Consider the following 21421-nt stretch of genomic DNA (forward strand, 5'->3'; position numbering starts at 1 on the left):
TGCACGCGTCGGGCGTCACGGCGCCTCGGAGTAGACCCTCACCGCTGCCGAGGGCATCGGAAACCGCACGGGGCACGACGGTCCGAACACCAGCGAGGTGGTTTCGCGCACGGCGTCGGCGAGGCAGTCACCGACCCGCTCGGCGAGCTCGGCGGGACAGTGCACGATCACCTCGTCGTGCTGGAAGAACACCAGGTGTGCCGGTGAGGGCAGGCGTCTGCGCAGCGTGGCCAGAAGTACCGCCGTCCAGTCGGCTGCGCTGGCCTGCACCACGAAGTTGCGGGTGAACCGGCCCCATTCCCGCGCGGCACGGCGGGCGTTCCTCTCGTCCCCCGGGCCGCCCGTGAGCGCGCGCCACGCCTCGGACGGGGGAGGGGAGGTCCGGCCGAGCCGGGACCGGACGAGCCCGCCGCGCTCACCCTCGCGGGCAGCGTGCTCCACATAGGACACCGCGTGGGGGAAGCGCCGCCGCAGCAACGCGAGCAGCGAGGCCGCCTCCCCTGCCGTGCCGCCGTACATCGCCGACAGCATCGCGATCTTCGCCCGCGACCGGTCGTCGTCGTCCGGTTCGCGGCCGAACATGGCACCGGCCAGGCTCGTGTAGAGGTCGGCCGACTCCGAGACCTCGGCGAGCCCGCGGTCGCCGGACAACGCGGCGAGCACCCGAGGTTCGAGCTGCGCCGCGTCGGCCACGACGAGCGTCCAACCCTCGTCGGCCCGCACGCACTCTCTCAGCACCTTCGGGATCTGCAACGCCGCCCCGCCGCGACTCGCCCACCGGCCCGACACCACGCCGCCCACGACGTAGACCGGACGGAACCGGCCGTCACGCACCCACTGGTCGAGCCAGGACCAGCCGTGGGCGGAGTGCAGCCGGGCGAGCTCCTTGTACTCCAGCAGCGGTGGCACGGCGGGGTGATCGATGTGGCGCAGTACGTGCGCGCGGGTGGACGTCACGTCGACGCCGTCCCCGCGTAGTGCTCTCACGATGCTGCCGGGATGGTCCGGGTTCACGACCCGGCCACCGAACGCGGCGGTGATGCGTTCGGCCAGTTCGGCGAGTCTGCGGGGCCGCTGCCCCGACGGCACCCTCGGGCCCAGCAGGTCGGTGAGCAGTTCCCGATGCACGTCCGCCCGCCACGGCAACCCGTCGGCGGACATCTCCACCGCGGCCAGCGCGCTGGCCGACTCGGCCGCCGTGAGCAGCCGTGTCCGATCGGGGTGGGGCAGGCCACGCAACCGCTGTCGCTGGTCGTCGTGCACGACGTCGGCGGCCTCGCTCACGTCGACGTCCGGGGGCAGGCCCGAGTCGTGGAGCTCGAACAGGGTCGGCTCGTCACCCGTCTCGTGATGGTCGCCGCCGGTTTCGGGCGGCGGTGGCAGGCCCCGGGCCCTGGCGTAGGCCGCGGCGAGCGTGCGTGACTCGCCGTGGCGACCCGCGTGGCCGAGCAGCAGGTACTCGGTCAAAGCGAGATCGGTGCACCGGCCCACGCGCACGCCGTGGGCGACCAACGGCGGGTAGTCGTGCTCGACGGACGTGAACACCCACCGCGGTGCGTACTCGCGTTCCCAGGTGTGTACCAGTGCGGCGGCCTCGGCCGTGCCGAGACCACTCGTGGGTACACCGGACACGGACACCGAGGGCCGCAGCAGGTATCTGCCGTCCGGTTGCCGTGCCACGGTGATGTGCACGAAGGAATTGTGCGGCGGGACACCGACATTCCGGGCTCGACGCCTTAACCTACTTGCGGGTAGGTTGAGGGTGCCACGGGAACGAGGAGGTGCTGATGCGGCCATCACCGCTGGTCGACGTCGCGAGTGCGGTGGCACGGACCGCCCGCAGCATCGCGGTGCTGTATCGCGCGGGGCTCGTGCCGGTGCCCCGCCTCGACGAGGCCGTCCGGTCGCTCGTCGCCACCCGACGCTACGGGCCGCTGGCCGGTTCCGTCCGCATCGCCGCGCGCCGCGCCCCGCACGCCGTCGGCCTCGTCGACGAACGAGGATCGATGACGTTCGCCCAGCTCGACCTGCGTTCGAACGCGCTGGCACGGGCCTGGTCGCAGCGCGGTGTGCGGCCGGGAACCACGCTGGCCGTGCTCTGTCGCGACCATCGCGGCCTCGTGCTCACCCTGCTCGCCGCGGGCAAGCTCGGGGTTCCGGTGCTGCTGCTCAACACCGGGTTCGCCAAGCCTCAGCTCACCGACGTCGTCGCGCGCGAGAAGGTCGGCGTGCTGGTCCACGACGAGGAGTTCACGGGCCTGCTCGGCGACATCGTCGGCGTCGACCGCTACCTCGCGTGGACGGACTCCGACTCCGCCGACTCGCCGCTGCTCGAAGACGTCATCGCGGGCAGTGACGACCACCCGCTGCCCGCACCCGCCAAACCCGGCGGGTTCGTTCTGCTCACCAGCGGTACCACGGGCACCCCGAAGGGCGCGCCCCGGCCGAAGGTCTCGGCGCTGCACTCCGCGGAGTTCCTCGACCGCATTCCCCTGCGGGTCGGTGAGGCGACGTACTTCGGGGCGCCGCTGTTCCACGCCACCGGCATCTCGCAGTTCATCCTCTCGTGCGCGCTCGGCTGCACGGTGGTGTTGCGCAGGCGGTTCGACCCCGAAGCCACGCTGCGCGGCGTCGCCGAGCACCGGTGCACCGCGGTCGTGCTCGTGCCGACCATGCTCCAGCGGATCCTCGACCTCGGGGCGGACGTGCTGGCCAGGTACGACACGTCCAGCCTGCGCGTGATCTTCGTCGCGGGCTCGGCGCTCGCGCCCGAAGTGGGCAACCGTGCCAGGGAGGCGTTCGGCGACGTGGTCCACAACGTGTACGGCTCCACGGAGGTCGCGGTGGCCACCGTCGCGACACCCGAGGACTGGGTGAGGGCGCCGGGCACCGTGGGGCGGCCGCCCGTGGGGTGCCGGGTCGCGCTCTACGACGACGAGGGCAGGCGCATCACCACGCCGTACGTCACCGGCCGGGTGTTCGTCGGCAGTGGCCTCGCGTTCAAGGGCTACACCGACGGCGCGACCAGGGACACGGTCGACGGCCTGATCGCCACCGGAGACGTCGGGCACGTCGACGCCGACGGGCTGCTGTTCATCGACGGCCGCGACGACGAGATGATCGTCTCGGGCGGGGAGAACGTCTATCCCGTCGAGGTCGAGAACGTGCTCGTGGAGCACCCCGACGTGCGCGAGGCCGCTGTGATCGGAGTGCCCGACGAGGAGTTCGGGCAGCGGCTCAAGGCGTTCGTCGTCGTGCGTGACGGGGCGGAGGCGGACGCGGAGCTCCTGCGCGAGCACGTGCGGAACAACCTGGCGCGGTTCAAGGTGCCCCGCGACGTCGAGTTCCTCGACAGCCTGCCCCGCAACTCCACCGGAAAGGTCCTCCGCAAGGCGCTGGAGTAGCTCTGAAGCAACCGTGTCCGCAGGTGGTGCACGGGTGTTGGCAGTTCTGGTACGTGGGGTTCGGTGTTCGCGCCGTAGGCTGCGGACACGCGTGCGGGAAGTGCGGACACGGTGTCAGGCAAGGTGGCGGCGGGAGGCGATACCGCGCGGGCGCGGCGGTGGGAGGAGGCTCAGCAGGGAGCCCGTCGGGACGTCGAGGATCTGTTCCAGCGCCAGCACCGCGCGCAGTGACCGCTGCCGTTCGGGCTGACGCTTGCCGGACTGCCAGTAGCTCAGCGCGGTGACACTCACGGGGACGCCGCGTTCCTGCAACCTCACCTGGATGCGGTCGAGGCTCAGGCCACTCGTGGAGATCGCCGACCGAAGCTCTTCGGAAAACGCCGTCGCGCTACTCATCGTATTCCCCCGACTACCCTTGAATAACGATATGGGAACACGTTAGCAGCACCTGTAACGCCTGGTGAGGAAGCTGATGCGAAAGAGTTAGCCCAAACGGGCTAATGCTCACTCCGTCGAATGGCTCAGAACTGGTAAATGTGAATCATTGCCCATGTTCCACGGTCAGGGCTCTCATGGTCACACCACGTTGTCGCCTGACACGGAAAGGTTACTGATGGGCACCTCCAAGAAAACCACACGGGCGGCCCTGACCGGTGCCGTCGCGGTGGGTGTGACGGGACTGTTCGCCGCAGCGGTGGCTCCCGCGCACGCCGAGACGGGACAGATCGTCCACGCGGAGTCGGCACGCGCGATCGACGGCAGCTACATCGTCGTGCTGAAGGACGACAAGGCCGGTTCGCTGTCGGCCTCGGCGGTGTCCGCGCAGGCGCGCACACTCGCCGCCGACTACGGCGCCACGGTGAAGCAGACGTTCGACACGGCGATCGACGGTTTCGCCGTCGCCGCCGACGAGGCGACGGCGAAGCGGCTGGCCGCCGACGAGTCCGTCGCGTTCGTCAGCCAGAACCAGCGGTTCCACATCGCCGACGAGTCGGGTACGCAGGCCGTCTCGTCGTGGGGCCTCGACCGGATCGACCAGCGAGACCTGCCGCTGGACGACAGCTACACGCCGCCGACCTCGGCCTCGGAGGTCACGGCGTACATCATCGACACCGGCGTGTCGGAGCACAGCGACTTCGGCGACCGCCTCCAGCCGGGCGCGGACTTCGTGGACAACGACGACGACGCCACCGACGAGAACGGGCACGGCACGCACGTGGCCGGCACGATCGGCGGCTCGACCTACGGTGTGGCGCCCGACGTGAACCTCGTCGGGGTGCGGGTGCTCGACGCGAACGGCAGCGGCACCACCGCCGGCGTCATCGCGGGTGTCGAGTGGGTCGCCGAGAACGCGTCCGGGCCGTCCGTGGCGAACATGAGCCTGGGCGGTGGCGCCGACGCGGCTCTCGACGCGGCCGTCCTCGGTGCCATCGAGGCCGGTGTCACGTTCGGTGTCGCGGCGGGCAACGAGTCGTCCGACGCGAACAACTCGTCGCCGGCCCGGGTCACCGAGGCGATCACCGTGGCGGCCAGCGACCAGGACGACAGCCAGGCGTACTTCTCCAACTACGGCGACGTGGTGGACATCTACGCTCCCGGTGTGAACATCACCTCGGCGTGGCACGACGGCGGTGAGAACACCATCAGCGGTACCTCGATGGCGACTCCGCACGTGGTCGGTGCGGCCGCGCTGCACCTGGCCGCCAACCCGGACGCCTCGCCCGCCGAGGTCGCCGACGCGCTGACCTCCTCGGCGACGCCGGACGTCATCTCCAACCCGACGGGACAGACCCCGAACCGCCTGCTCTACGTGGGCGGCTGACGCGACACCGCGTGCACTCGCACGTCATTTCTCCTCCTGCACAGGCCGGCCCGGCGCACCTCGCGTCGGGCCGGCCTTGTTACTGTCGGGTAAGGTCCGGGTAGGGTCTGCGTATGGCCGTACGGAAGAACATCGTGATCACCGGTGCCAGCGCCGGTCTCGGTGAGGGAATGGCCCGGAAGTTCGCCGCACAGGGGCGCAACCTCGCGCTGTGTGCCCGTCGTCGCGACCGGCTCGACGCCCTCGCCGCGGAACTCACCGAGCGGCACCCCGGCATCCGTGTCGTCGTCCGTGAGCTCGACGTCAACGACCACGACCGGGTTTTCACGGTCTTCGACGAGTTCCGCTCGGAACTCGGTGTCCTCGACCGGGTGGTCGTCAACGCGGGTCTCGGCAAGGGGCAGCCCGTCGGCACGGGGTACTTCACCGCCAACCGGCAGACCGTGGAGACGAACCTCGTCGCCGGGCTGGCGCAGTGCGAGGCCGCTGTGTCGATCTTCCGGGAGCAGAACGCGGGGCACCTCGTGGTGGTGTCGTCGTTCAGCGCCGTGCGGGGCATGCCGCGCAACCTCACCGCCTACGCGGCCTCGAAGGCGGGCATCGCCACGCTCGCCGACGGCATCCGTGCGGACCTGTCGACCACACCGATCGCCGTCACCACCGTGCTGCCCGGCTACATCGAGTCGGAGATGACCCGACGAACCTCGGGGCGGACCCCGCTGCTGGCGAGCGCGGACGCGGGCGCGCGGGCACTGGTCAAGGCGATCGAACGTGAGCCCGCGAGGGCCTACGTGCCGACCTGGCCGTGGACGCCGCTCAGCGTGCTCGTGCGTGTGTTGCCGACGAGCCTGTTCCGCAGGTTCGCCTGAACGAGAAGGGAAGGACCCGCGGATGGGAGCCGTCTACCTGGTCCGGCACGGGCAGGCGTCGTTCGGTGCGGCGAACTACGACGTGTTGTCCGACCTCGGGCGTGCCCAGGCTCGGGCCGTCGGAGTCGAACTCGCCCGCCGTGGCGTGAGCGTGTCCGCGGCACGGTGCGGCACGCTGGCGCGACAGCGTGCCACCGCGGAACTGGCGCTCGCGGAGTCCGGCTCCGGCACACCCGTCGAGCCCGACGCCCGGTGGAACGAGTACGACCACGTCGACATCGCGGCGCACCACGGCGGAGGGGCAGCGCAGGACAGTGCCGACCCGAGGGCCTACCAGGACGCGCTGGAGAAGGCGTTGACGGCGTGGATCGAGGCGGGGGCGGACGGCCCGTGCGCCGAGACGTGGCCGATGTTCCTGGCCCGCGTGCGCGCGGTGTTCGACGAGGTCTCCTCGAGCCTGGGCAAGGGGGAGCGGGCCGTGGTCTTCACGTCGGGCGGGGTGATCTCGGCGTTGTGTGGTGACCTGTTGGGGGATGCCGCCAGGGGAATGCTGTCCCTGAACCGGGTGACGGTGAACGCGGGACTGACCAAGGTGGTCACCGGGCGCTCCGGCACCACGCTGGTGTCGTTCAACGAGCACGGCCACTTCGACGGTGAGGCGACGGGTCTGCTGACCTACCGTTGAGCGGCGCTCACGTGGTCGCGAGTTCGGGGAGCACGTCGTCGACGAGCGACTGGAGTACCTGGCTGAGCAGCGTGTGCACCTGGGCGCGGTCGAGCGTGCCGCGTACGAGCCACTCGCGGCCCGCGACCTTCACCATGCCGCCGTAGGCGCGGATGACGGCGTTGAACTGTTCCCACCGCGGGTCGTCGCGGGCGAAACCCATGGCTTCCAGGACACGGTCGGCAGCGTGGCGGTCGGCGTCGTCGAGGATGCGTTCGACTTCGAGGTCACGTCCGATGCCTTCCGGGGTGATGACGGCGAGCCACGTCTTCTCCTGCTTGCTCACCATGTCCATGAACCAGTCGACCGCGGCCTTGGCGCGTTCCTCGGTGGAACCTTCGGGCAGCCCCGTCGCGACGTCGTAGGGGATGTTGAGGGCGCGCCGTACCACGGCCAGATACAGCTCGCGTTTGGTGCCGAAGTAGTGGTTGATCAACCCCCGGGCCACGCCCGCGCGTGCGGCGATGTCCGACGTGGACACATCGGCGTACGGGCGTTCTCCGAACAGTTCGGCGGCACAGGCGAAGATCTGCTCTCTACGCTCGTCGGGTTCCAGCCGCCGCCACTTCGGCACGGATTCCGTGGTCATGCGGTGGAGTTTCTCACGCGGACCCGCGTTTCGCCGGGAAAATCGGCAGCCGGAGGGCCCCGACGGCCGTGGTGGGCACGATCGGGTGGTCCGGTGCGACGGGTGCGATCCGTTCGTAGGGGGCGGACAGTGGTGGGCGGGGATCCGGCTCGCCCTTGTTGGGCCACAGGGCCATGGCGCGTTCGGCCTGCGCGGTGATCGTGAGCGACGGGTTGACACCCAGGTTGGCCGACACCGCCGAACCGTCCATGATGTGCAGTCCCGGATGGCCGTACACCCGTTGGTAGGCGTCCACCACGCCGGTGTCCGGGGAGTCCCCGATGACGCAACCACCGATGAAGTGGCCCGTCAACGGGCGGTCGAACAGGTCGTTCCAGCCGCCGCCCGCGATGCCGCCGATGCGGTCGGCGATCCGGCGCACCACGTCGTGTCCCGCCGGGATCCAGGTGGGGCTCGGCTCGCCCACGCCCTGTTTCGTGAGCATGCGCCTGCCGAACAGGCCCCGCCGCGTGTAGGTGGTGACGGAGTTGTCGAGCGACTGCATCACCAACAGCGCGATCGTCTGTTCCGACCAGTGGCGTGGGTTGTGCAACGCGGGCAACCTCCGCCTCTGACGTGCCAACTCCGCGAGCCCGGCCCGCCACCGGGGTTTGCCGGGGACGGGGTCGACCAGCACGGTCCCGAGCAGGCCCAGCAGGTTGCTGCCCTTGCCGTAGCGCACCGGTTCGACATGGGTGACCTCGTCGGGATGGAAGGACGAACTGATCGCGACACCGCGGTGGTACGCCGCGTCGCGGCGAGTCGTGCGCGCGGCCAGGACGGCTTCGGAGTTCGTTCTCGCGAGTAGGCCGAGCCGCGACGAGAGCCGGGGCAGCAGCCCACGGTCGCGCATGCGGTGCAGGAGTCGCTGGGTGCCCAGGGAGGAAGCGGCGAACACCACCTGCTCGGCCGTGAAGACGCGCTTGCGCCAGCGCTGTGTCGTGTGAACGGAGGAGCAGGCGTAGCCACCACCGGGTAGTGGGCGGACCTCGGTCACCGTCGTGAGCGGGTGCACGGTCGCGCCCGCTTTCTCGGCGAGGTGGAGGTAGTTCTTCACCAGGGTGTTCTTGGCGCCGTGCCGGCAACCGGTGAGGCACTCGCCGCAGTGCGTGCAGGCACGCCGGTCGGGGCCCAACCCGCCGAAGAAGGGGTCGGGCACCCTCGTCCCCGGTCGTGTGTCGCCGTCTCCGAAGAACACGCCGACGGGTGTCGGGCGGTAGGTGCGGCCGACGCCCAGGTCCTCGGCGACCTGCCGCATCACCTCGTCGGCCGGGGACGTCCACGGGTTGGTGGTCACGCCGAGCATGCGTTTCGCCTGGTCGTAGTAGGGAGCGAGCTCGGTCTTCCAGTCCGTGATGTCCGCCCACTGCCGGTCGGCGAAGAACGTGCCGGGCGGCTCGTACAGCGTGTTGCCGTAGCCGAGGGAACCGCCGCCGACCCCGGCTCCGGTCACCACGAGGACGTCCGGGAAGGGGGTGACGCGCAGGATCCCCGTGCAGCCGAGCAGGGGGGCGAACAGGTAGTCGCGCAGGTGCCACGACGTCCGCGCGAACTCGTGGTCGGCGAAGCGCCTGCCCGCCTCCAGAACGCCTACCCGGTAGCCCTTCTCGGTGAGCCGTAACGCGCTGACGCTGCCACCGAAGCCGGACCCGATGACCACGACGTCGTAGTCGAATCGCACCATGCGTCCACGGTCGACCAGGTGTTGGCAATCTGGCAATGAAGCGATCGGGTGGTTCGGCGGCGGTGAACTAGGGTAGGAAAGGCATACCTAACAAACGTACTCAGGGAGTTCGGATGGCGGAGCGGGGCCGAAACGGCAAGCCGACGATCCAGGCGCGGGTGGTGCGCACCGAGCGCCTCACCCCGCAGATGATCAGGGTCGTGTGCGGTGGCGAGGGACTCGCCTCGTTCCGGCACAACGGGTTCACCGACTCGTACGTGAAGGTGCTGTTCCGAGTCCCGGGCGTGCGTTACCCGGAGCCGTTCGACCTCGCCGCCGTACAGGAGTCCCTTCCGCGCGAGCAATGGCCGCGCATGCGTACCTACACCGTCCGCTACCACGACGCCGACGCCGGGGAACTCGCACTCGACATCCTCGTCCACGGCGACGAGGGACTGGGCGGACCGTGGGCGTCGCGGGTGCGGCCCGGTGACGAGGTGCTCCTGCGCGGCCCCGGCGGCGCCTACGCCCCGCGCGTCGACGTCGACCGGCATCTGTTCGTCGGCGACGAGTCCGCGTTGCCCGCGATCGCCGCGTCGCTGGAGGCGCTGCCCGCCGGGGCCCCCGCCACCGTCCGCCTGCTCGTGGAGAACCAGGACGAACAGCAGGCCCTGTCCACGAAGGGTGCCGTGGATCTCCGGTGGCTGCACCGTGCCGACGGGGACGACCTCGTGAGCGAGGTGCGCGCACTCGATGTCGGCTCCGGGTCCGTGCAGGCGTTCGTCCACGGGGAGGCCGGGATGGTGCGTGACCTCCGAGGACACCTGCTGCGCGAGCGGGGACTCGACCGGGAGTTGCTGTCGATCTCGGGCTACTGGCGGCAGGGCCGCACGGACGAGTCCTGGCGCAAGGAGAAGAAGGCGTTCATGGCCTGAGGCGCGCCGTCCAGGAAGTCCCCGGCGGTCAGGTGCGCACGAGTTCGACGGGACGGAGCCAGCGCCGCAGCGCCGCCCTGAGTGCCTGCCGGTCCGCGGCGTCCGGGTGGGGTGACGCGGTCGCCCAGGCGACGTGGCAGTCCGGGCGGAGGAGCAGGGCGGTGGGCGCGCCGGTCTGGGGGTGGGCGGTGACGACATCGACCTGGTCGTGCCACTCGGACAGCGTCCGCGCCAGTGTGGCCTCCTCGGTGAGGTCCAGCAGCAGTGGGCGTGCCGTTCTGGTCAGCTCCGCCAGCCGGACGACTCCGGTCGAAGTGCGCAGGGCCAGCTCGGGCGCGAACCGGCCGACCAGCGGGTGCGTGGCGGCTCCGCCCATGTCGTAGCGGACGTCCGCGCCCGTGGTGAGTTCGGCGAGTCGCCGCACGGCGTTCCGGTCGCGGAGCAGTTCGCCGAACACTTCGCGCAGCCCGGTGACGTCGCCGCCGGGGGCGATCAGGGCCGACTGTGCCTGCGCGTTGAGCACCATGCGGTGGGCGGCCGCTCGCCGTTCGGTCCCGTAGCTGTTCAGCAGACCGGGTGGGGCGCCGCCGTGGACCTCGGCGGCGAGCTTCCAGCCGAGGTTGACCGCGTCCTGCAGGCCGAGGTTGAGCCCGGGCCCGCCTCCGGTGGCGGAGAACACGTGAGCGGCGTCGCCGATCAGGAAGACCCGGCCCTCGGAGAACCGCTCGGCCACGCGGGTGTTGCCGCCGGTCAACCGGCGCAGCACGTGCGGCCCCTCGCCTTCGGGCGGACCGAGCGGCACGTCGACGCCGAGCACGCGGCGGACACTCGCTCGCAACTCGTCGAGGCTCATAGGGGTGCCGGTCTCGGGCTGGTCCCATTCCGTGGTGCTGAGCAGCGGCGGATGGCCGGGCAGTGGTGCGTAGGAGAACCCTCCGTGCTCGGTGCGATGGGGCAGGAACGGCGCAACAGTGCCGTATCCGGGCACGTCCAGGGTGCCGGTATCGGGATCGACCCACTCCGTCGGCACCGTCGCGTGCGCTGATCGGACGGTCATCCGGTCGTAGGTGACGCCGGGAAAACCGATGCCCGACAGCTTGCGCGTGACGCTGTGCGCTCCGTCCGCGCCGACGAGGTAGCGAGCCCGCAACCGGTAGGCCCCGGCCGGACCCGCGATCTCGACGGTGACCGCGTCGTCGTCCTGTGACATACCGACGACCTCGTGTCCTCTCCGGATCTCCGCACCGAGTTCGAGGGCACGCTGTTGCAGGACCTGTTCGATCCGGTGCTGTGGTGCGGGCAGGGCATGGACCGGGCTGTCCTCCAGCAGGCTCAGATCCAGGCTCAGCGCGCCGAACATGAAGTACGCGGAGTTCGGCTGTGGCGGCTCCGCGCTACCGCTGAGCCGCTCGTGCAGCCCACGGCGGTCGAGCATCCTCACGACCTGGCCGAGCAACCCGTTCGCCTTCGGTTCCCTGTTCGGTTCCGGCAGGCGTTCCAGCACGATCGGCCGGACCCCGGCCAGACCCAGCTCGCAGGCCAGCATCAGTCCGTTCGGGCCGCCGCCGACGACAACGACATCAGTGGTCACTGGATTCTCCTTCGTTCGCATGGAAGAGGGCAGGACGAACCAGCCCGGCAACGGCCTCAGGCTAGCCACAAAACTTGCGTGCACGCAAACTTGCGCGAGTGCAAGAAAGGTGGGATGCTGGCACGATGGCAGCACGACGGGCGGGATTGCGCGAGCAGAAGAAGCAGGCCACCCGGGAGGCGTTGCGGCAGGCGGCACTGCGGCTGGCGCTCGAACGGGGGCCGGAGAACGTGCGCGTCGACGACATCGCCGAGGCCGCCGGTGTCTCACCGCGGACCTACAACAACTACTTCTCCAGCCGTGAGCAGGCCATCGTCTCCGCCGTCACCGCCGAACGGGAAGCACGGATCGCGGCGGCGGTGGCCGACCACCCCGCCGGCGTGCGTCTCGCCGACGTCGTCGTCGAAGCGGTCGTGGCTCAGTACACCGACGCGGGCGACCCCGACCACGACGCGATGCCGCTGATCACCACCAGCCCCACGCTGCGCGAAGCGTTCCTCCATGCCGCCACGGCGATCGAACACCCCCTCACCGACGCGATCGCCCGGCGTCTCGGTGACACCGATCCGCACACCCCCCGCGTGCTCGCGGCCAGCGTGACCGCCGCGGTCCGCGTCGCCCTCGAACGATGGCTACGACCGGCCGCCACATCACCCGCGACGGGCGGACTCGTCGTGCCCTCCGGTGCGCTGCCGGACCTGCTCCGCGCCGCGCTCGCACCTCTCGTCCCCGCGCTCGACGCCGCCGAGGAACGGTACCGCCGGCATCGGTGACGCCGTGTCACGGAAGCGTGGTCCCGTTCGCCCAGGAGCCGAAGCCGGTCCGGTGCCTCACTGTGCCGACCGGTGCCGAGCCCGACCGTTTCGCGGACCACACGACGAAGGCCACCGTCCCCCGGGTGGGGGCGGTGGCCTTCTCGTTGCGGGATCAGAAGGAGAACACGCCGCCTGACCGAGCGTCGGCGAAGCAGCGGTTGGAGTACTCGGCGGTGAAGTCGACCGGGGTGCCGTGCCAGTCGCCGCTGGCCCTCGCCAGTACCGGCGAATGGATCATCGTGCAGAGCTGCTCCTTCGCGGGGAGTCGCGCGAAGTCGCCGTCGGCCTGCTCCAGCGCTTGGCAGGCCGTGTCCGGCTGCGGGTGGCTGCCTTGCGCGGGGCCGCACGTCAGCTCCACGAACGTGGTGGCGCCCCTGGCGTCGGTGAGGCTCAGAACGAAGGAGGAGTCGGGCGCGGCGGTGGCGGGGCCACCCGTGCACATGGCCGCGACCACGCAGGCGGCGAGGGATGTCGCTCCGAACATGGGCATGCCCTGACTATCGGCTCGCACCGGAGGAGACCTGTTTACTCGATCGGCTGATCGTGTTCACTCGTTGTGGGGTTCGGCGTCTCGCGGTATGTGTTTGAGATCACTCGGTGCGTCGGGGCCGGTCGCGTAGCCGCTGTTCCGGGCGGCTGTCCAGGGGTTTTGACCCTGCGTGAGCACCTGGGCGGACTCGGCCGCACGTAAACTCGTGGTCAAGCGTCGAGAGGAGGTGCTGGTGGCCAACGCGGAGGAGCGTCGGTTCGAGGTCCTGCGTGCCATCGTCGCCGACTACGTGTCGAACCAGGAGCCGGTGGGGTCGAAGGCCCTCGTCGACCGGCACAACCTGGGTGTGTCGAGCGCCACGGTACGTAACGACATGGCGGCGCTGGAGGAGGAGGGCTACATCACCCAGCCTCACACCAGCGCGGGCCGCGTCCCCACCGACAAAGGTTACCGGTTGTTCGTCGACCGGCTGTCGGAGGTCAAGCCGCTGTCCGCCGCCGAGCGGCGAGCGATCGTGCAGTTTCTGGAGGGCGCCGTCGACCTCGACGACGTGCTGCGGCGGTCGGTGAGGCTGCTGGCCCAGCTCACGCGCCAGGTCGCGGTGGTGCAGTACCCCACGTTGACCTCCTCCACCGTCCGGCACGTGGAGGTGGTGGCGCTCACGCCGGCCCGGCTTCTCATCGTGCTCATCACCGACACCGGCCGGGTCGACCAGCGAACGGTCGATCTCGGTGACGTCGTCGGCGACGAGACCGTGGCCCGGCTGCGCGAAGTGCTGAACGGCACCCTGTCCGGACACCGGCTGGCCGACGCGGCGGCGAAGGTGTCGGAGCTGCCGGAGCAGGCGCCTTCCGACCTGCGCGACGTGATGACGCGGGTGTGCACGGTGCTCGTCGAGTCGCTGGTCGAACACCCCGAGGAGCGGCTCGTGCTCGGGGGTACGGCCAACCTCACGCGCAACGTCGCGGACTTCCCCGGTTCACTGCGCCAGGTGCTGGAGGCGCTCGAGGAACAGGTCGTCGTGCTCAAGCTGCTCGCCGCCGCCCGCAACCCCGGTGCCGTCACGGTGCGGATCGGGGAGGAAAATGAGGACGAGCAGATGCGGAGTACCTCGGTCGTGTCGATCGGGTACGGATCGGACCAGGTACTACTGGGGGGCATGGGCGTGGTCGGCCCCACCCGGATGGACTACCCCGGGACGATCGCTGCGGTACGTGCGGTCGCGACGTACGTGGGCCGGATCCTGTCCGGGCGGTAGGAGGCCGCCCGACCGGGCTCGAAGCGCGGATGACAAGCTTGTGCAGGCTTTCTAGGAGGACGGCAGACGGTGGCCAAGGATTACTACGGCATCCTCGGCGTGTCGAAGAACGCGACCGAACAGGAGATCAAGCGCGCGTATCGCAAGCTCGCGCGTGAGCTGCACCCCGACGTCAACCCCTCCGAGGACGCGCAGCACAAGTTCAGCGAGGTCACCACCGCCTACGAGGTGCTGTCCGACCCCCAGAAGCGCAAGATCGTCGACCTGGGCGGCGACCCCATGGGCAACGGGGCGGGCGCCGGTGCGCGCGACCCGTTCGCCGGCTTCGGTGGCCTCGGCGACATCATGGACGCCTTCTTCGGCGCCGCCACCGGAGGTGCGCGAGGCCGGGGCCCGCGCAGCAGGGTCCAGCCCGGCTCCGACGCCCTCATCCGGCTGAAGCTGACGCTGGAGGAGTGCGCCACGGGCGTCAACAAGCAGATCACGGTCGACACCGCCATCCTGTGCGACCGGTGCCGGGGGGCGGGCACGGCCGAAGGCGGCAGTGTCGTCACGTGTGACACCTGTGGTGGCCAGGGCGAGGTGCAGTCCGTGCAGCGGTCGTTCCTCGGCCAGGTCGTGACGGCTCGTCCCTGCCCCACCTGCCGCGGCTACGGGGAGGTCATCACCGACCCGTGCCAGCAGTGCGGCGGTGACGGCCGGGTGCGGGCCCGCAGGGACGTGACGGCGAAGATCCCGCCGGGTGTGGGTGACGGAATGCGCATCCGGCTGTCCGGCCAGGGCGAGGTCGGCCCCGGCGGCGGGCCCGCCGGTGACCTCTACGTCGAGGTGGACGAGGCTCCGCACGAGGACTTCGAGCGGCAGGGCAACGACCTGCACTGCCGGTTGCGCGTGCCCGTCACGGCGGCCGCGCTCGGCGCGGTGATCCCCATGGAGACGCTGGTGGACGGCGAGACCGACGTGGAGATCCAGCCGGGTACCCAGCCGAACACCGAGATCGTGCTGCCGGGCCTCGGCATGCCGCGGCTGCGTTCGTCCGGTCGCGTCGACGGCCGTGGCGACCTGCACATCAGTGTCGAGGTCGTGGTGCCCACGAAACTCGACGACGAGCAGGCCGAGTTGCTGCGCGAGCTGGCCAGGCTGCGTGGGGAAGAGGTCCCGACCCTGGCGGGCAACGGCCACAAGCCGGGCGGGCTGTTCTCGAAGCTGCGTTCCAAGAGCCGCTGACGCCACGGACGCGGGAAGCGACGAGTCGTCATGGGCGAGGCAACCGACACCACTCCACCGATCTTCCTCGTGCCCGCGTTGCCGGACGGCGACCTCGCCGTGCTCGACGGCGAGGAGGCACACCACGCCGTCACCGTGCGCCGGTTGCGCGAGGGTGAGCGACTGACGCTGTCGGACGGGCGTGGCGGGACGGCCGACTGCGTTGCCCGCGCCGTCCATCCGGGGCGCAGGCCCACCGTGGAGTTGCGGGTCCGGAGCACGGGCAGCGTGCCCGCCCCCGCACTGCGGGTGACCGTCGCGCAGGCGCTGGCGAAGGGTGATCGCGGTGAGCTGGCGGTGGAGTTGGCCACGGAGGCGGGGGTCGACGCGATCGTGCCGTGGCGGGCCGCCCGCAGCGTCGCCCGCTGGGACGACGGCCCGAGAGGAGCCAAGGCGCTCGGCAAGTGGCGGGCCACGGCCCGGGCGGCGGCCAAGCAGGCACGCCGGGCATGGGTGCCCGAGGTCGCCGAACCCGTGACCACGCGGGAACTCGCCACCGTGCTGTCGACCGCGGACCTCGCCCTGGTGCTCGACGGCACCGCCACCGAAGCGCTCACCGACCTCGCGTTGCCCGAGGCGGGCGAACTCGTACTCGTGGTCGGCCCCGAGGGCGGGGTCGCTCCCGAGGAACTCGCCGCGTTCGCCGACGCGGGTGCGCGGAGTGTCCGGTTGGGACCGACGGTGTTGCGTACGTCGACGGCGGCGGCGGTGGCTCTGGGCGCTCTGGGTGCGCTGACCGCGCGCTGGGCGTAGGCCGAACGGACGTGCCCGCTAGCGCCGGTGGCACAAGTCCACGGGTTTCTGCGCGGTTTTCGCTTCGCGGTGAAGGTGATCGCCCTACGCTGAGGCGCAACCTGCCCGACCTACGCGGGACCTGCGTGGCGTGCCACGGAGAACGCGCGGGTGACCGACGGCGTCGTGCAGGACGAGGACCCGCCGGACGTCTCCCCCCTCGGTCCGGCGGAGCCGCGGTGGCGAGTGGAGCGACCCCCAGGCTGCACCGCCCCGCGGCGCCCTCGTGCCGGTCGTGGGCGAAGATGGCTGTGAACGCTGTGAACACAGCGAGTTGGCAGACCGCGGACCACGATCGACGCCGGGAGGGGCCTTGAGCGAGCACGATCCCACCGAAGCCACCGACGATTCCGCCGAGACGCTGTTCGAGCGGATCATCGCCAGGGAGATTCCGGCGGACATCGTCCACGAGACCGCCACCACACTGGCGTTTCGCGACATCAGCCCGCAGGCCGCCACACACGTCCTGGTGGTCCCCAAGACCCGCTACCGCACCGTTGCCGAGCTGGCGGCCGCCGACCCGGCGTTGCTCGCGGACGTCGTGGCCACGGCCGCGAGGGTCGCCGAGCTGGAAGGCCTCGACAACGGTTACCGGCTGGTGTTCAACACCGGCGCCGACGCCGGACAGACGGTCTTCCACGTGCACGCCCACGTCGTCGGAGGGGAACAGCTCGGCCACTTCGGACGTTATTCCCAGTGAGCCCAGGTGGCGGGTAAACTCACCTGCCCCGAGGCGGTCGATGCCGTTAACATCGACGTGTTCACCACCGTTGTCGACCAGCACGACTGTGCAGAAAGCAGGCCCGAGGCCACGTGGCCGGAACCGAACCGCTGCAACCCAATGCCACTGCGTCACAGGAATCTTCGGCTCAGTCGAAGTTCCAGATCCCCGACGCCGCCGCGCTCGTGTTGCTCGGCTCCCGCGACGAGAACCTGCGGGTCGCCGAGGACATCCTGGAGGCGGACGTCCACGTTCGGGGCAACGAGGTCACGCTGACGGGTGCGCCGGGTGACGTGGCGTTCGCCGAGCGTGTGTTCGAAGAACTCGTGACCTTGGCCCGACGCGGCCAGCAGGTCGGCCCCGACACGGTGCGCCGCACGGTCGCCATGCTGTCGTCCGGGGGCTCCGAGTCGCCCGCCGACGTGCTGAGCATGGACATCGTGTCGCGACGGGGCCGCACCATCCGCCCCAAGACGCTCAACCAGAAGCGCTACGTCGACGCGATCGACCAGCACACGGTGGTGTTCGGCATCGGGCCCGCGGGAACGGGCAAGACCTACCTGGCGATGGCCAAGGCCGTGCAGGCGTTGCAGACCAAGCAGGTCACGAGGATCATCCTCACCCGTCCCGCCGTGGAGGCGGGGGAGCGGCTGGGTTACCTGCCCGGAACCCTCTACGAGAAGATCGACCCGTACCTGAGGCCGCTGTACGACGCGCTGCACGACATGGTCGATCCCGACTCGATCCCCAGGCTGATGCAGGCGGGCACGATCGAGATCGCTCCGCTCGCGTACATGCGCGGGCGGACCCTCAACGATGCCTTCATCATCCTCGACGAGGCGCAGAACACGACGCCCGAGCAGATGAAGATGTTCCTCACCCGGCTCGGGTTCGGGTCGAAGGTCGTCGTCACCGGCGATGTGACCCAGGTCGATCTGCCCAGCGGGCAGCGCAGTGGTCTGCGTGTGGTGCGTGAGATCCTCGAAGGCGTGAACGACCTGCACTTCGCCACGCTGACGAGTCACGACGTGGTCCGGCACAAGCTCGTCGGGGACATCGTGGACGCCTACGAGAAGTGGCAGGCGACGCAGGACGCCGCGGCCGGTGACGGCCGCGCGGTGAGCGGGCGGGGACACCGGTGAGCATCGAGATCGCCAACGAGTCCGGGATCGACGTCGACGAGGCTTCGATCGTGTCGGCCGCGCGGTTCGCGCTCGACCGGATGGAGGTCAGCCCGCTCGCGGAACTCTCGGTCGTCCTGGTCACGCTCGACGTGATGGAGGACCTGCACGTGCGGTGGATGGACCTTCCCGGTCCCACCGACGTGATGGCGTTTCCCATGGACGAGTTGGAGGCGGGCCGCCGTCCCGACGCGGTGGAGCCGTCCCCCGCGTTGCTCGGTGACATCGTGCTCTGTCCCGCGTTCGCCAAGGACCAGGCGCGCAAGGCCGGACACTCCCTGCTCGACGAACTCCACCTGCTCACGGTGCACGGCGTGTTGCACCTGCTCGGGTACGACCACGCCGAGCCCGAGGAGGAGCGGGAGATGTTCGGCCTGCAGAACCGCATCCTCGGCGAATTCCGTGACACGCTCGCTGCCGCACGCAAGCAGGACGCGCAGCGCAGCAACGACGACCGGTTGCTGGGAGCGGCCGGTCTCGACGGAAGGTCTGATACGGAGCAATCGTGACCTCTTCTGCCATCGTCCTGGTCGTGGCAGTCCTTCTCGTGTTGCTCGGCGGTGTGTTCGCGGCCGCCGACGCGGCCATCGGCACGGCGTCGCAGGCCAGGGCCGAGGGCCTGGAGCGCATGGGACGGTTCGGGGCGCGCCGGCTCGTGCTGGTGCTCCGTGAACGCAGCCGGCACATCAACCTGCTGCTGTTGCTGCGCATGGGCTGTGAACTCACGGCCACCGTGCTCGTCACCGTGGTCATGCTCCGCTGGGTGCACCCGGAGTGGCTGGCGGTGCTGCTCGCCGCTCTGATCATGGTGCTGGTCAGCTACGTCATCGTGGGTGTCGGACCGCGCACGATCGGCAGGCAGCACCCGTACCGGGTGGGTCTCGTCGCGGCCGGGCCGGTGCGGGTGCTGGGCACCGTTCTCGGGCCGCTCAGCAGGTTGCTCATCGTGGTGGGCAACGCCATCACACCGGGTGGGGGTTTCCGGGAAGGTCCGTTCACCACCGAGGTGGAGCTGCGGGAACTCGTGGACCTCGCGCAGGAGCGCGGTGTCGTGGGCACCGACGAGCGGGAGATGATCCACTCGGTGTTCGAGCTCGGCGACACGGTGGCGCGCGAGGTGATGGTGCCGCGCACCGAGATCGTGTGGATCGAGCAGAACAAGACCGTGCGGCAGGCGCTGGCGCTGTCGATGCGGACCGGTTTCACGCGTATCCCGGTGATCGGCGAGTCGGTGGACGACATCGTCGGCGTGGTGAACCTCAAGGACCTGGTGCGGGTGTCGTTCGCCGAGGACGGCACGACGCGCGAGGTCCGGGAACTCATGACGCCCGCCGACTTCGTGCCGGACTCCAAACACCTGGACGGCCTGCTCAAGCACATGCAGCGGTCACGGCACCACATGGCCATCGCCGTCGACGAGTACGGTGGCACGGCCGGGCTCGTGACCATCGAGGACATCCTCGAGGAGATCGTCGGCGAGATCACCGACGAGTCGGACACCGACGATCGGCCGCCCGTGGAACACGTCGACGACCAGGTGGTGCGGGTGTCCGCGCGGCTGGGTGTCGACGACCTGGGTGAGTTGTTCGGCGTCGACCTGTCGGAACACGACGTGGAGACGGTCGGCGGCCTCCTCGCGCAGCGGCTGGGCCGCGTGCCGCTGCCGGGTGCCGAGGCGGAGATCGACGGACTGCGGCTGCGGGCCGAGGGCGGCAAGGATCGGCGAGGCCGCATGAGGATCACCACGGTGGTCGCTCGGGCCGCGGACGGCCGCCGGATCGGGCCCGGCACGCCTTCCCCGAGCGACGACGCCGACGAGCACGACGACCGCGACAGGAGAGTGGAACATGCCTGAGCTCGACCCCGAGGACGAGAAGATCGTCATCCTGGCACGCACGACCCGCGCCAGGACGCAGGCGGCGGAGGGGGCGGCCGTGCGCGACACCGACGGTCGTACGTACGCCGCCGCGACGGTGCGGTTGCCGTCGTTGAAGCTGACCGCGTTGCAGGCCGCGGTGGCGGCGGCGGTGTCGAGCGGGGCCGAGAGCCTCGAGGCCGCGGCTGTGGTGACCGAGGAACCGATGGTGCTGGGTGCCTCGGTGCAGGCGGTGCGTGATCTGGCGGCGGACGCTCCGATTCTGCGCGCCGATCCGTCGGGGACCGTTCAGGAGACGTTGCGGTGAACGACGTCGAGCACAGGTCCGGGTTCGCGTGTTTCGTCGGCAGGCCCAACGCGGGCAAGTCCACGCTGACGAACGCGCTGGTGGGGTCCAAGATCGCCATCACGTCGAGCAAGCCGCAGACCACGCGGCACGCCATCCGGGGCATCGTGCACCGCGACGACGCACAGCTCATCATCGTGGACACGCCGGGCCTGCATCGTCCGCGCACGCTGCTGGGGCAGCGTCTCAACGACCTCGTGCGGGCGACGTGGTCGGAGGTGGACGTGGTCGGGTTCTGTGTGCCGGCCGACGAGAAGATCGGTCCGGGTGACCGGTTCATCGCGGCCGAGCTGGCGAAGATCGCCCGTCACACTCCAGTGCTCGGCATCGTCACGAAGACCGACCTCGTGAGCAAGGACCAGGTCGCCAAGCAGTTGCTGGAACTCCAGGACGTCATGGACTTCGCCGACCTGGTTCCGGTGTCGGCTGTCGAGTCCTACCAGGTGGACACGCTGGCCGACCTGCTGGTGGCGCGGCTGCCGGAGGGACCGGAGCTGTACCCGGACGGTGATCTCACCGACGAGCCCGAACAGACGCTGGTGGCGGAGCTGATCCGCGAGGCGGCGCTGGAGGGGGTGCGCGACGAACTTCCGCACTCCATCGCGGTGACGATCGAGGAGATGTTCCCGCGTGAAGGGCGCGACGACCTCATCGACGTCTACGCGCACGTGTACGTGGAGCGGGCCAGCCAGCGTGGCATCGTGCTCGGCCACCGGGGCAGCAGGCTCAAGGAGGTCGGGGCCAGGGCCCGCAAGCAGATCGAGGCGCTGCTGGGCAGCAAGGTGTACCTCGACCTGCACGTCAAGGTGGCGAAGGACTGGCAGCGCGATCCGAAGCAGCTCCGCAAACTCGGCTTCTGACACCGTGTCCGCAGCCTGTGCACGCGTGTCCGCACGCTCAGCAGCCGCGCCGTCATGAGGTCCAACGAGGTCACCGCCGACCAACGGGTGTCGCAGTAGGTGAAGACGCCGTGCCTGGTCGCCTCGGTCCTCGGAGCGGTGCGGTGGTGAGCCCCCATCCCCTCGGTGGGACGATGGAGC

Annotated in this window: 21 protein-coding genes; 15 read left to right on the top strand and 6 right to left on the bottom strand. The window is 70.2% G+C overall.

Features of this window, described 5'->3' with window-relative positions:
• Positions 1 to 15: 15 nt before the first annotated feature.
• Complete coding sequence (locus SACCYDRAFT_RS07765; RefSeq protein ID WP_005455151.1) at positions 16 to 1692, bottom strand: bifunctional 3'-5' exonuclease/DNA polymerase; 1677 nt, start codon at positions 1690 to 1692, stop codon at positions 16 to 18.
• 95 nt (positions 1693 to 1787) lie between these two features.
• Between SACCYDRAFT_RS07765 and SACCYDRAFT_RS07770 the strand changes: the two genes are divergently transcribed.
• Positions 1788 to 3404 carry an acyl-CoA synthetase gene (locus SACCYDRAFT_RS07770; protein ID WP_005455153.1) on the top strand — a complete coding sequence of 539 codons (1617 nt, stop codon included), beginning with the start codon at positions 1788 to 1790 and terminating at the stop codon, positions 3402 to 3404.
• A 114-nt stretch (positions 3405 to 3518) separates the two neighbouring features.
• Here SACCYDRAFT_RS07770 and SACCYDRAFT_RS07775 read toward each other — a convergent pair whose 3' ends face one another.
• Positions 3519 to 3800 carry a hypothetical protein gene (locus tag SACCYDRAFT_RS07775; protein ID WP_005455154.1) on the bottom strand — a complete coding sequence of 94 codons (282 nt, stop codon included), beginning with the start codon at positions 3798 to 3800 and terminating at the stop codon, positions 3519 to 3521.
• A 217-nt stretch (positions 3801 to 4017) separates the two neighbouring features.
• Here SACCYDRAFT_RS07775 and SACCYDRAFT_RS07780 point away from each other — a divergent pair, with 217 nt between their 5' ends.
• The 3 genes from SACCYDRAFT_RS07780 to SACCYDRAFT_RS07790 all read left to right on the top strand — a co-directional run bounded on the left by SACCYDRAFT_RS07780 (position 4018) and on the right by SACCYDRAFT_RS07790 (position 6780).
• On the top strand, positions 4018 to 5226 hold the full coding sequence (locus SACCYDRAFT_RS07780; protein ID WP_005455155.1) for a S8 family peptidase: 1209 nt from the start codon (positions 4018 to 4020) through the stop codon (positions 5224 to 5226).
• A gap of 113 nt (positions 5227 to 5339) precedes the next feature.
• Positions 5340 to 6095: an SDR family oxidoreductase gene (locus SACCYDRAFT_RS07785; RefSeq protein ID WP_005455156.1), complete on the top strand. Its 756-nt coding sequence runs from the start codon at positions 5340 to 5342 to the stop codon at positions 6093 to 6095.
• A gap of 22 nt (positions 6096 to 6117) precedes the next feature.
• Complete coding sequence (locus SACCYDRAFT_RS07790) at positions 6118 to 6780, top strand: histidine phosphatase family protein (protein ID WP_005455157.1); 663 nt, start codon at positions 6118 to 6120, stop codon at positions 6778 to 6780.
• 7 nt (positions 6781 to 6787) lie between these two features.
• Here SACCYDRAFT_RS07790 and SACCYDRAFT_RS07795 read toward each other — a convergent pair whose 3' ends face one another.
• Complete coding sequence (locus SACCYDRAFT_RS07795) at positions 6788 to 7408, bottom strand: TetR/AcrR family transcriptional regulator (protein ID WP_005455158.1); 621 nt, start codon at positions 7406 to 7408, stop codon at positions 6788 to 6790.
• Positions 7409 to 7421: 13 nt separating this feature from the next.
• Positions 7422 to 9131 carry a GMC oxidoreductase gene (locus SACCYDRAFT_RS07800; RefSeq protein WP_005455159.1) on the bottom strand — a complete coding sequence of 570 codons (1710 nt, stop codon included), beginning with the start codon at positions 9129 to 9131 and terminating at the stop codon, positions 7422 to 7424.
• A 113-nt stretch (positions 9132 to 9244) separates the two neighbouring features.
• On the opposite strand from SACCYDRAFT_RS07800, the gene SACCYDRAFT_RS07805 reads away from it, so the two are divergent.
• Positions 9245 to 10045 (top strand): siderophore-interacting protein, encoded by an 801-nt coding sequence (locus tag SACCYDRAFT_RS07805; protein ID WP_005455160.1) that lies wholly within the window; start codon positions 9245 to 9247, stop codon positions 10043 to 10045.
• Positions 10046 to 10073: 28 nt separating this feature from the next.
• On the opposite strand, the gene SACCYDRAFT_RS07810 is transcribed toward SACCYDRAFT_RS07805, so the two are convergent.
• Positions 10074 to 11636 (bottom strand): FAD-dependent monooxygenase, encoded by a 1563-nt coding sequence (locus SACCYDRAFT_RS07810; RefSeq protein ID WP_005455161.1) that lies wholly within the window; start codon positions 11634 to 11636, stop codon positions 10074 to 10076.
• A gap of 125 nt (positions 11637 to 11761) precedes the next feature.
• On the opposite strand from SACCYDRAFT_RS07810, the gene SACCYDRAFT_RS07815 reads away from it, so the two are divergent.
• A complete protein-coding gene (locus SACCYDRAFT_RS07815; protein WP_005455162.1) occupies positions 11762 to 12409 on the top strand; it encodes a TetR/AcrR family transcriptional regulator in 648 nt (215 codons plus the stop codon).
• A 154-nt stretch (positions 12410 to 12563) separates the two neighbouring features.
• On the opposite strand, the gene SACCYDRAFT_RS07820 is transcribed toward SACCYDRAFT_RS07815, so the two are convergent.
• The gene (locus tag SACCYDRAFT_RS07820) at positions 12564 to 12941 is read right to left on the bottom strand and encodes an SSI family serine proteinase inhibitor (protein ID WP_043536275.1); all 378 of its coding nucleotides are present in this window, start codon (positions 12939 to 12941) and stop codon (positions 12564 to 12566) included.
• Positions 12942 to 13173: 232 nt separating this feature from the next.
• On the opposite strand from SACCYDRAFT_RS07820, the gene hrcA reads away from it, so the two are divergent.
• The 9 genes from hrcA (at position 13174) to era (ending at position 21241) form a co-directional block, all read left to right on the top strand.
• Positions 13174 to 14199, top strand: a complete 1026-nt coding sequence (gene hrcA / locus SACCYDRAFT_RS07825) for a heat-inducible transcriptional repressor HrcA (RefSeq protein ID WP_005455164.1) — start codon at positions 13174 to 13176, stop codon at positions 14197 to 14199.
• Between the two features lie 69 nt (positions 14200 to 14268).
• Positions 14269 to 15426 (top strand): molecular chaperone DnaJ, encoded by a 1158-nt coding sequence (gene dnaJ / locus SACCYDRAFT_RS07830; RefSeq protein ID WP_005455167.1) that lies wholly within the window; start codon positions 14269 to 14271, stop codon positions 15424 to 15426.
• Between the two features lie 30 nt (positions 15427 to 15456).
• Positions 15457 to 16218 carry a 16S rRNA (uracil(1498)-N(3))-methyltransferase gene (locus SACCYDRAFT_RS07835; RefSeq protein ID WP_005455168.1) on the top strand — a complete coding sequence of 254 codons (762 nt, stop codon included), beginning with the start codon at positions 15457 to 15459 and terminating at the stop codon, positions 16216 to 16218.
• A gap of 352 nt (positions 16219 to 16570) precedes the next feature.
• Positions 16571 to 16957 (top strand): histidine triad nucleotide-binding protein, encoded by a 387-nt coding sequence (locus SACCYDRAFT_RS07840; protein WP_005455170.1) that lies wholly within the window; start codon positions 16571 to 16573, stop codon positions 16955 to 16957.
• A 113-nt stretch (positions 16958 to 17070) separates the two neighbouring features.
• Entirely contained in the window at positions 17071 to 18120 is a 1050-nt protein-coding gene (locus tag SACCYDRAFT_RS07845; RefSeq protein WP_005455171.1) for a PhoH family protein, read from the top strand.
• Complete coding sequence (ybeY, locus tag SACCYDRAFT_RS07850) at positions 18117 to 18668, top strand: rRNA maturation RNase YbeY (RefSeq protein ID WP_005455172.1); 552 nt, start codon at positions 18117 to 18119, stop codon at positions 18666 to 18668. Before SACCYDRAFT_RS07845 ends, ybeY begins: the two co-directional genes overlap by 4 nt.
• Positions 18665 to 20014, top strand: a complete 1350-nt coding sequence (locus SACCYDRAFT_RS07855) for a hemolysin family protein (protein ID WP_005455173.1) — start codon at positions 18665 to 18667, stop codon at positions 20012 to 20014. Before ybeY ends, SACCYDRAFT_RS07855 begins: the two co-directional genes overlap by 4 nt.
• Entirely contained in the window at positions 20007 to 20342 is a 336-nt protein-coding gene (locus SACCYDRAFT_RS07860; RefSeq protein WP_005455174.1) for a hypothetical protein, read from the top strand. Before SACCYDRAFT_RS07855 ends, SACCYDRAFT_RS07860 begins: the two co-directional genes overlap by 8 nt.
• Positions 20339 to 21241: a GTPase Era gene (gene era / locus SACCYDRAFT_RS07865; protein ID WP_005455176.1), complete on the top strand. Its 903-nt coding sequence runs from the start codon at positions 20339 to 20341 to the stop codon at positions 21239 to 21241. The genes SACCYDRAFT_RS07860 and era overlap by 4 nt, the downstream gene beginning before the upstream one ends.
• Positions 21242 to 21421: the final 180 nt, after the last annotated feature.

The sequence above is a fragment of the Saccharomonospora cyanea NA-134 genome, assembly GCF_000244975.1.
GTDB lineage: Bacteria > Actinomycetota > Actinomycetes > Mycobacteriales > Pseudonocardiaceae > Saccharomonospora > Saccharomonospora cyanea.

Coding starts and splice junctions, on each gene's coding strand:
- SACCYDRAFT_RS07805 (WP_005455160.1), top strand. CDS start 9,245: ATGGCGGAGCGGGGCCGAAACGGCAAGCCGACGATCCAGGCGCGGGTG.
- SACCYDRAFT_RS07860 (WP_005455174.1), top strand. CDS start 20,007: ATGCCTGAGCTCGACCCCGAGGACGAGAAGATCGTCATCCTGGCACGC.
- SACCYDRAFT_RS07820 (WP_043536275.1), bottom strand. CDS start 12,941: ATGCCCATGTTCGGAGCGACATCCCTCGCCGCCTGCGTGGTCGCGGCC.
- SACCYDRAFT_RS07790 (WP_005455157.1), top strand. CDS start 6,118: ATGGGAGCCGTCTACCTGGTCCGGCACGGGCAGGCGTCGTTCGGTGCG.
- SACCYDRAFT_RS07775 (WP_005455154.1), bottom strand. CDS start 3,800: ATGAGTAGCGCGACGGCGTTTTCCGAAGAGCTTCGGTCGGCGATCTCC.
- SACCYDRAFT_RS07800 (WP_005455159.1), bottom strand. CDS start 9,131: ATGGTGCGATTCGACTACGACGTCGTGGTCATCGGGTCCGGCTTCGGT.
- SACCYDRAFT_RS07835 (WP_005455168.1), top strand. CDS start 15,457: ATGGGCGAGGCAACCGACACCACTCCACCGATCTTCCTCGTGCCCGCG.
- SACCYDRAFT_RS07815 (WP_005455162.1), top strand. CDS start 11,762: ATGGCAGCACGACGGGCGGGATTGCGCGAGCAGAAGAAGCAGGCCACC.
- SACCYDRAFT_RS07780 (WP_005455155.1), top strand. CDS start 4,018: ATGGGCACCTCCAAGAAAACCACACGGGCGGCCCTGACCGGTGCCGTC.
- SACCYDRAFT_RS07795 (WP_005455158.1), bottom strand. CDS start 7,408: ATGACCACGGAATCCGTGCCGAAGTGGCGGCGGCTGGAACCCGACGAG.
- SACCYDRAFT_RS07770 (WP_005455153.1), top strand. CDS start 1,788: ATGCGGCCATCACCGCTGGTCGACGTCGCGAGTGCGGTGGCACGGACC.
- SACCYDRAFT_RS07785 (WP_005455156.1), top strand. CDS start 5,340: ATGGCCGTACGGAAGAACATCGTGATCACCGGTGCCAGCGCCGGTCTC.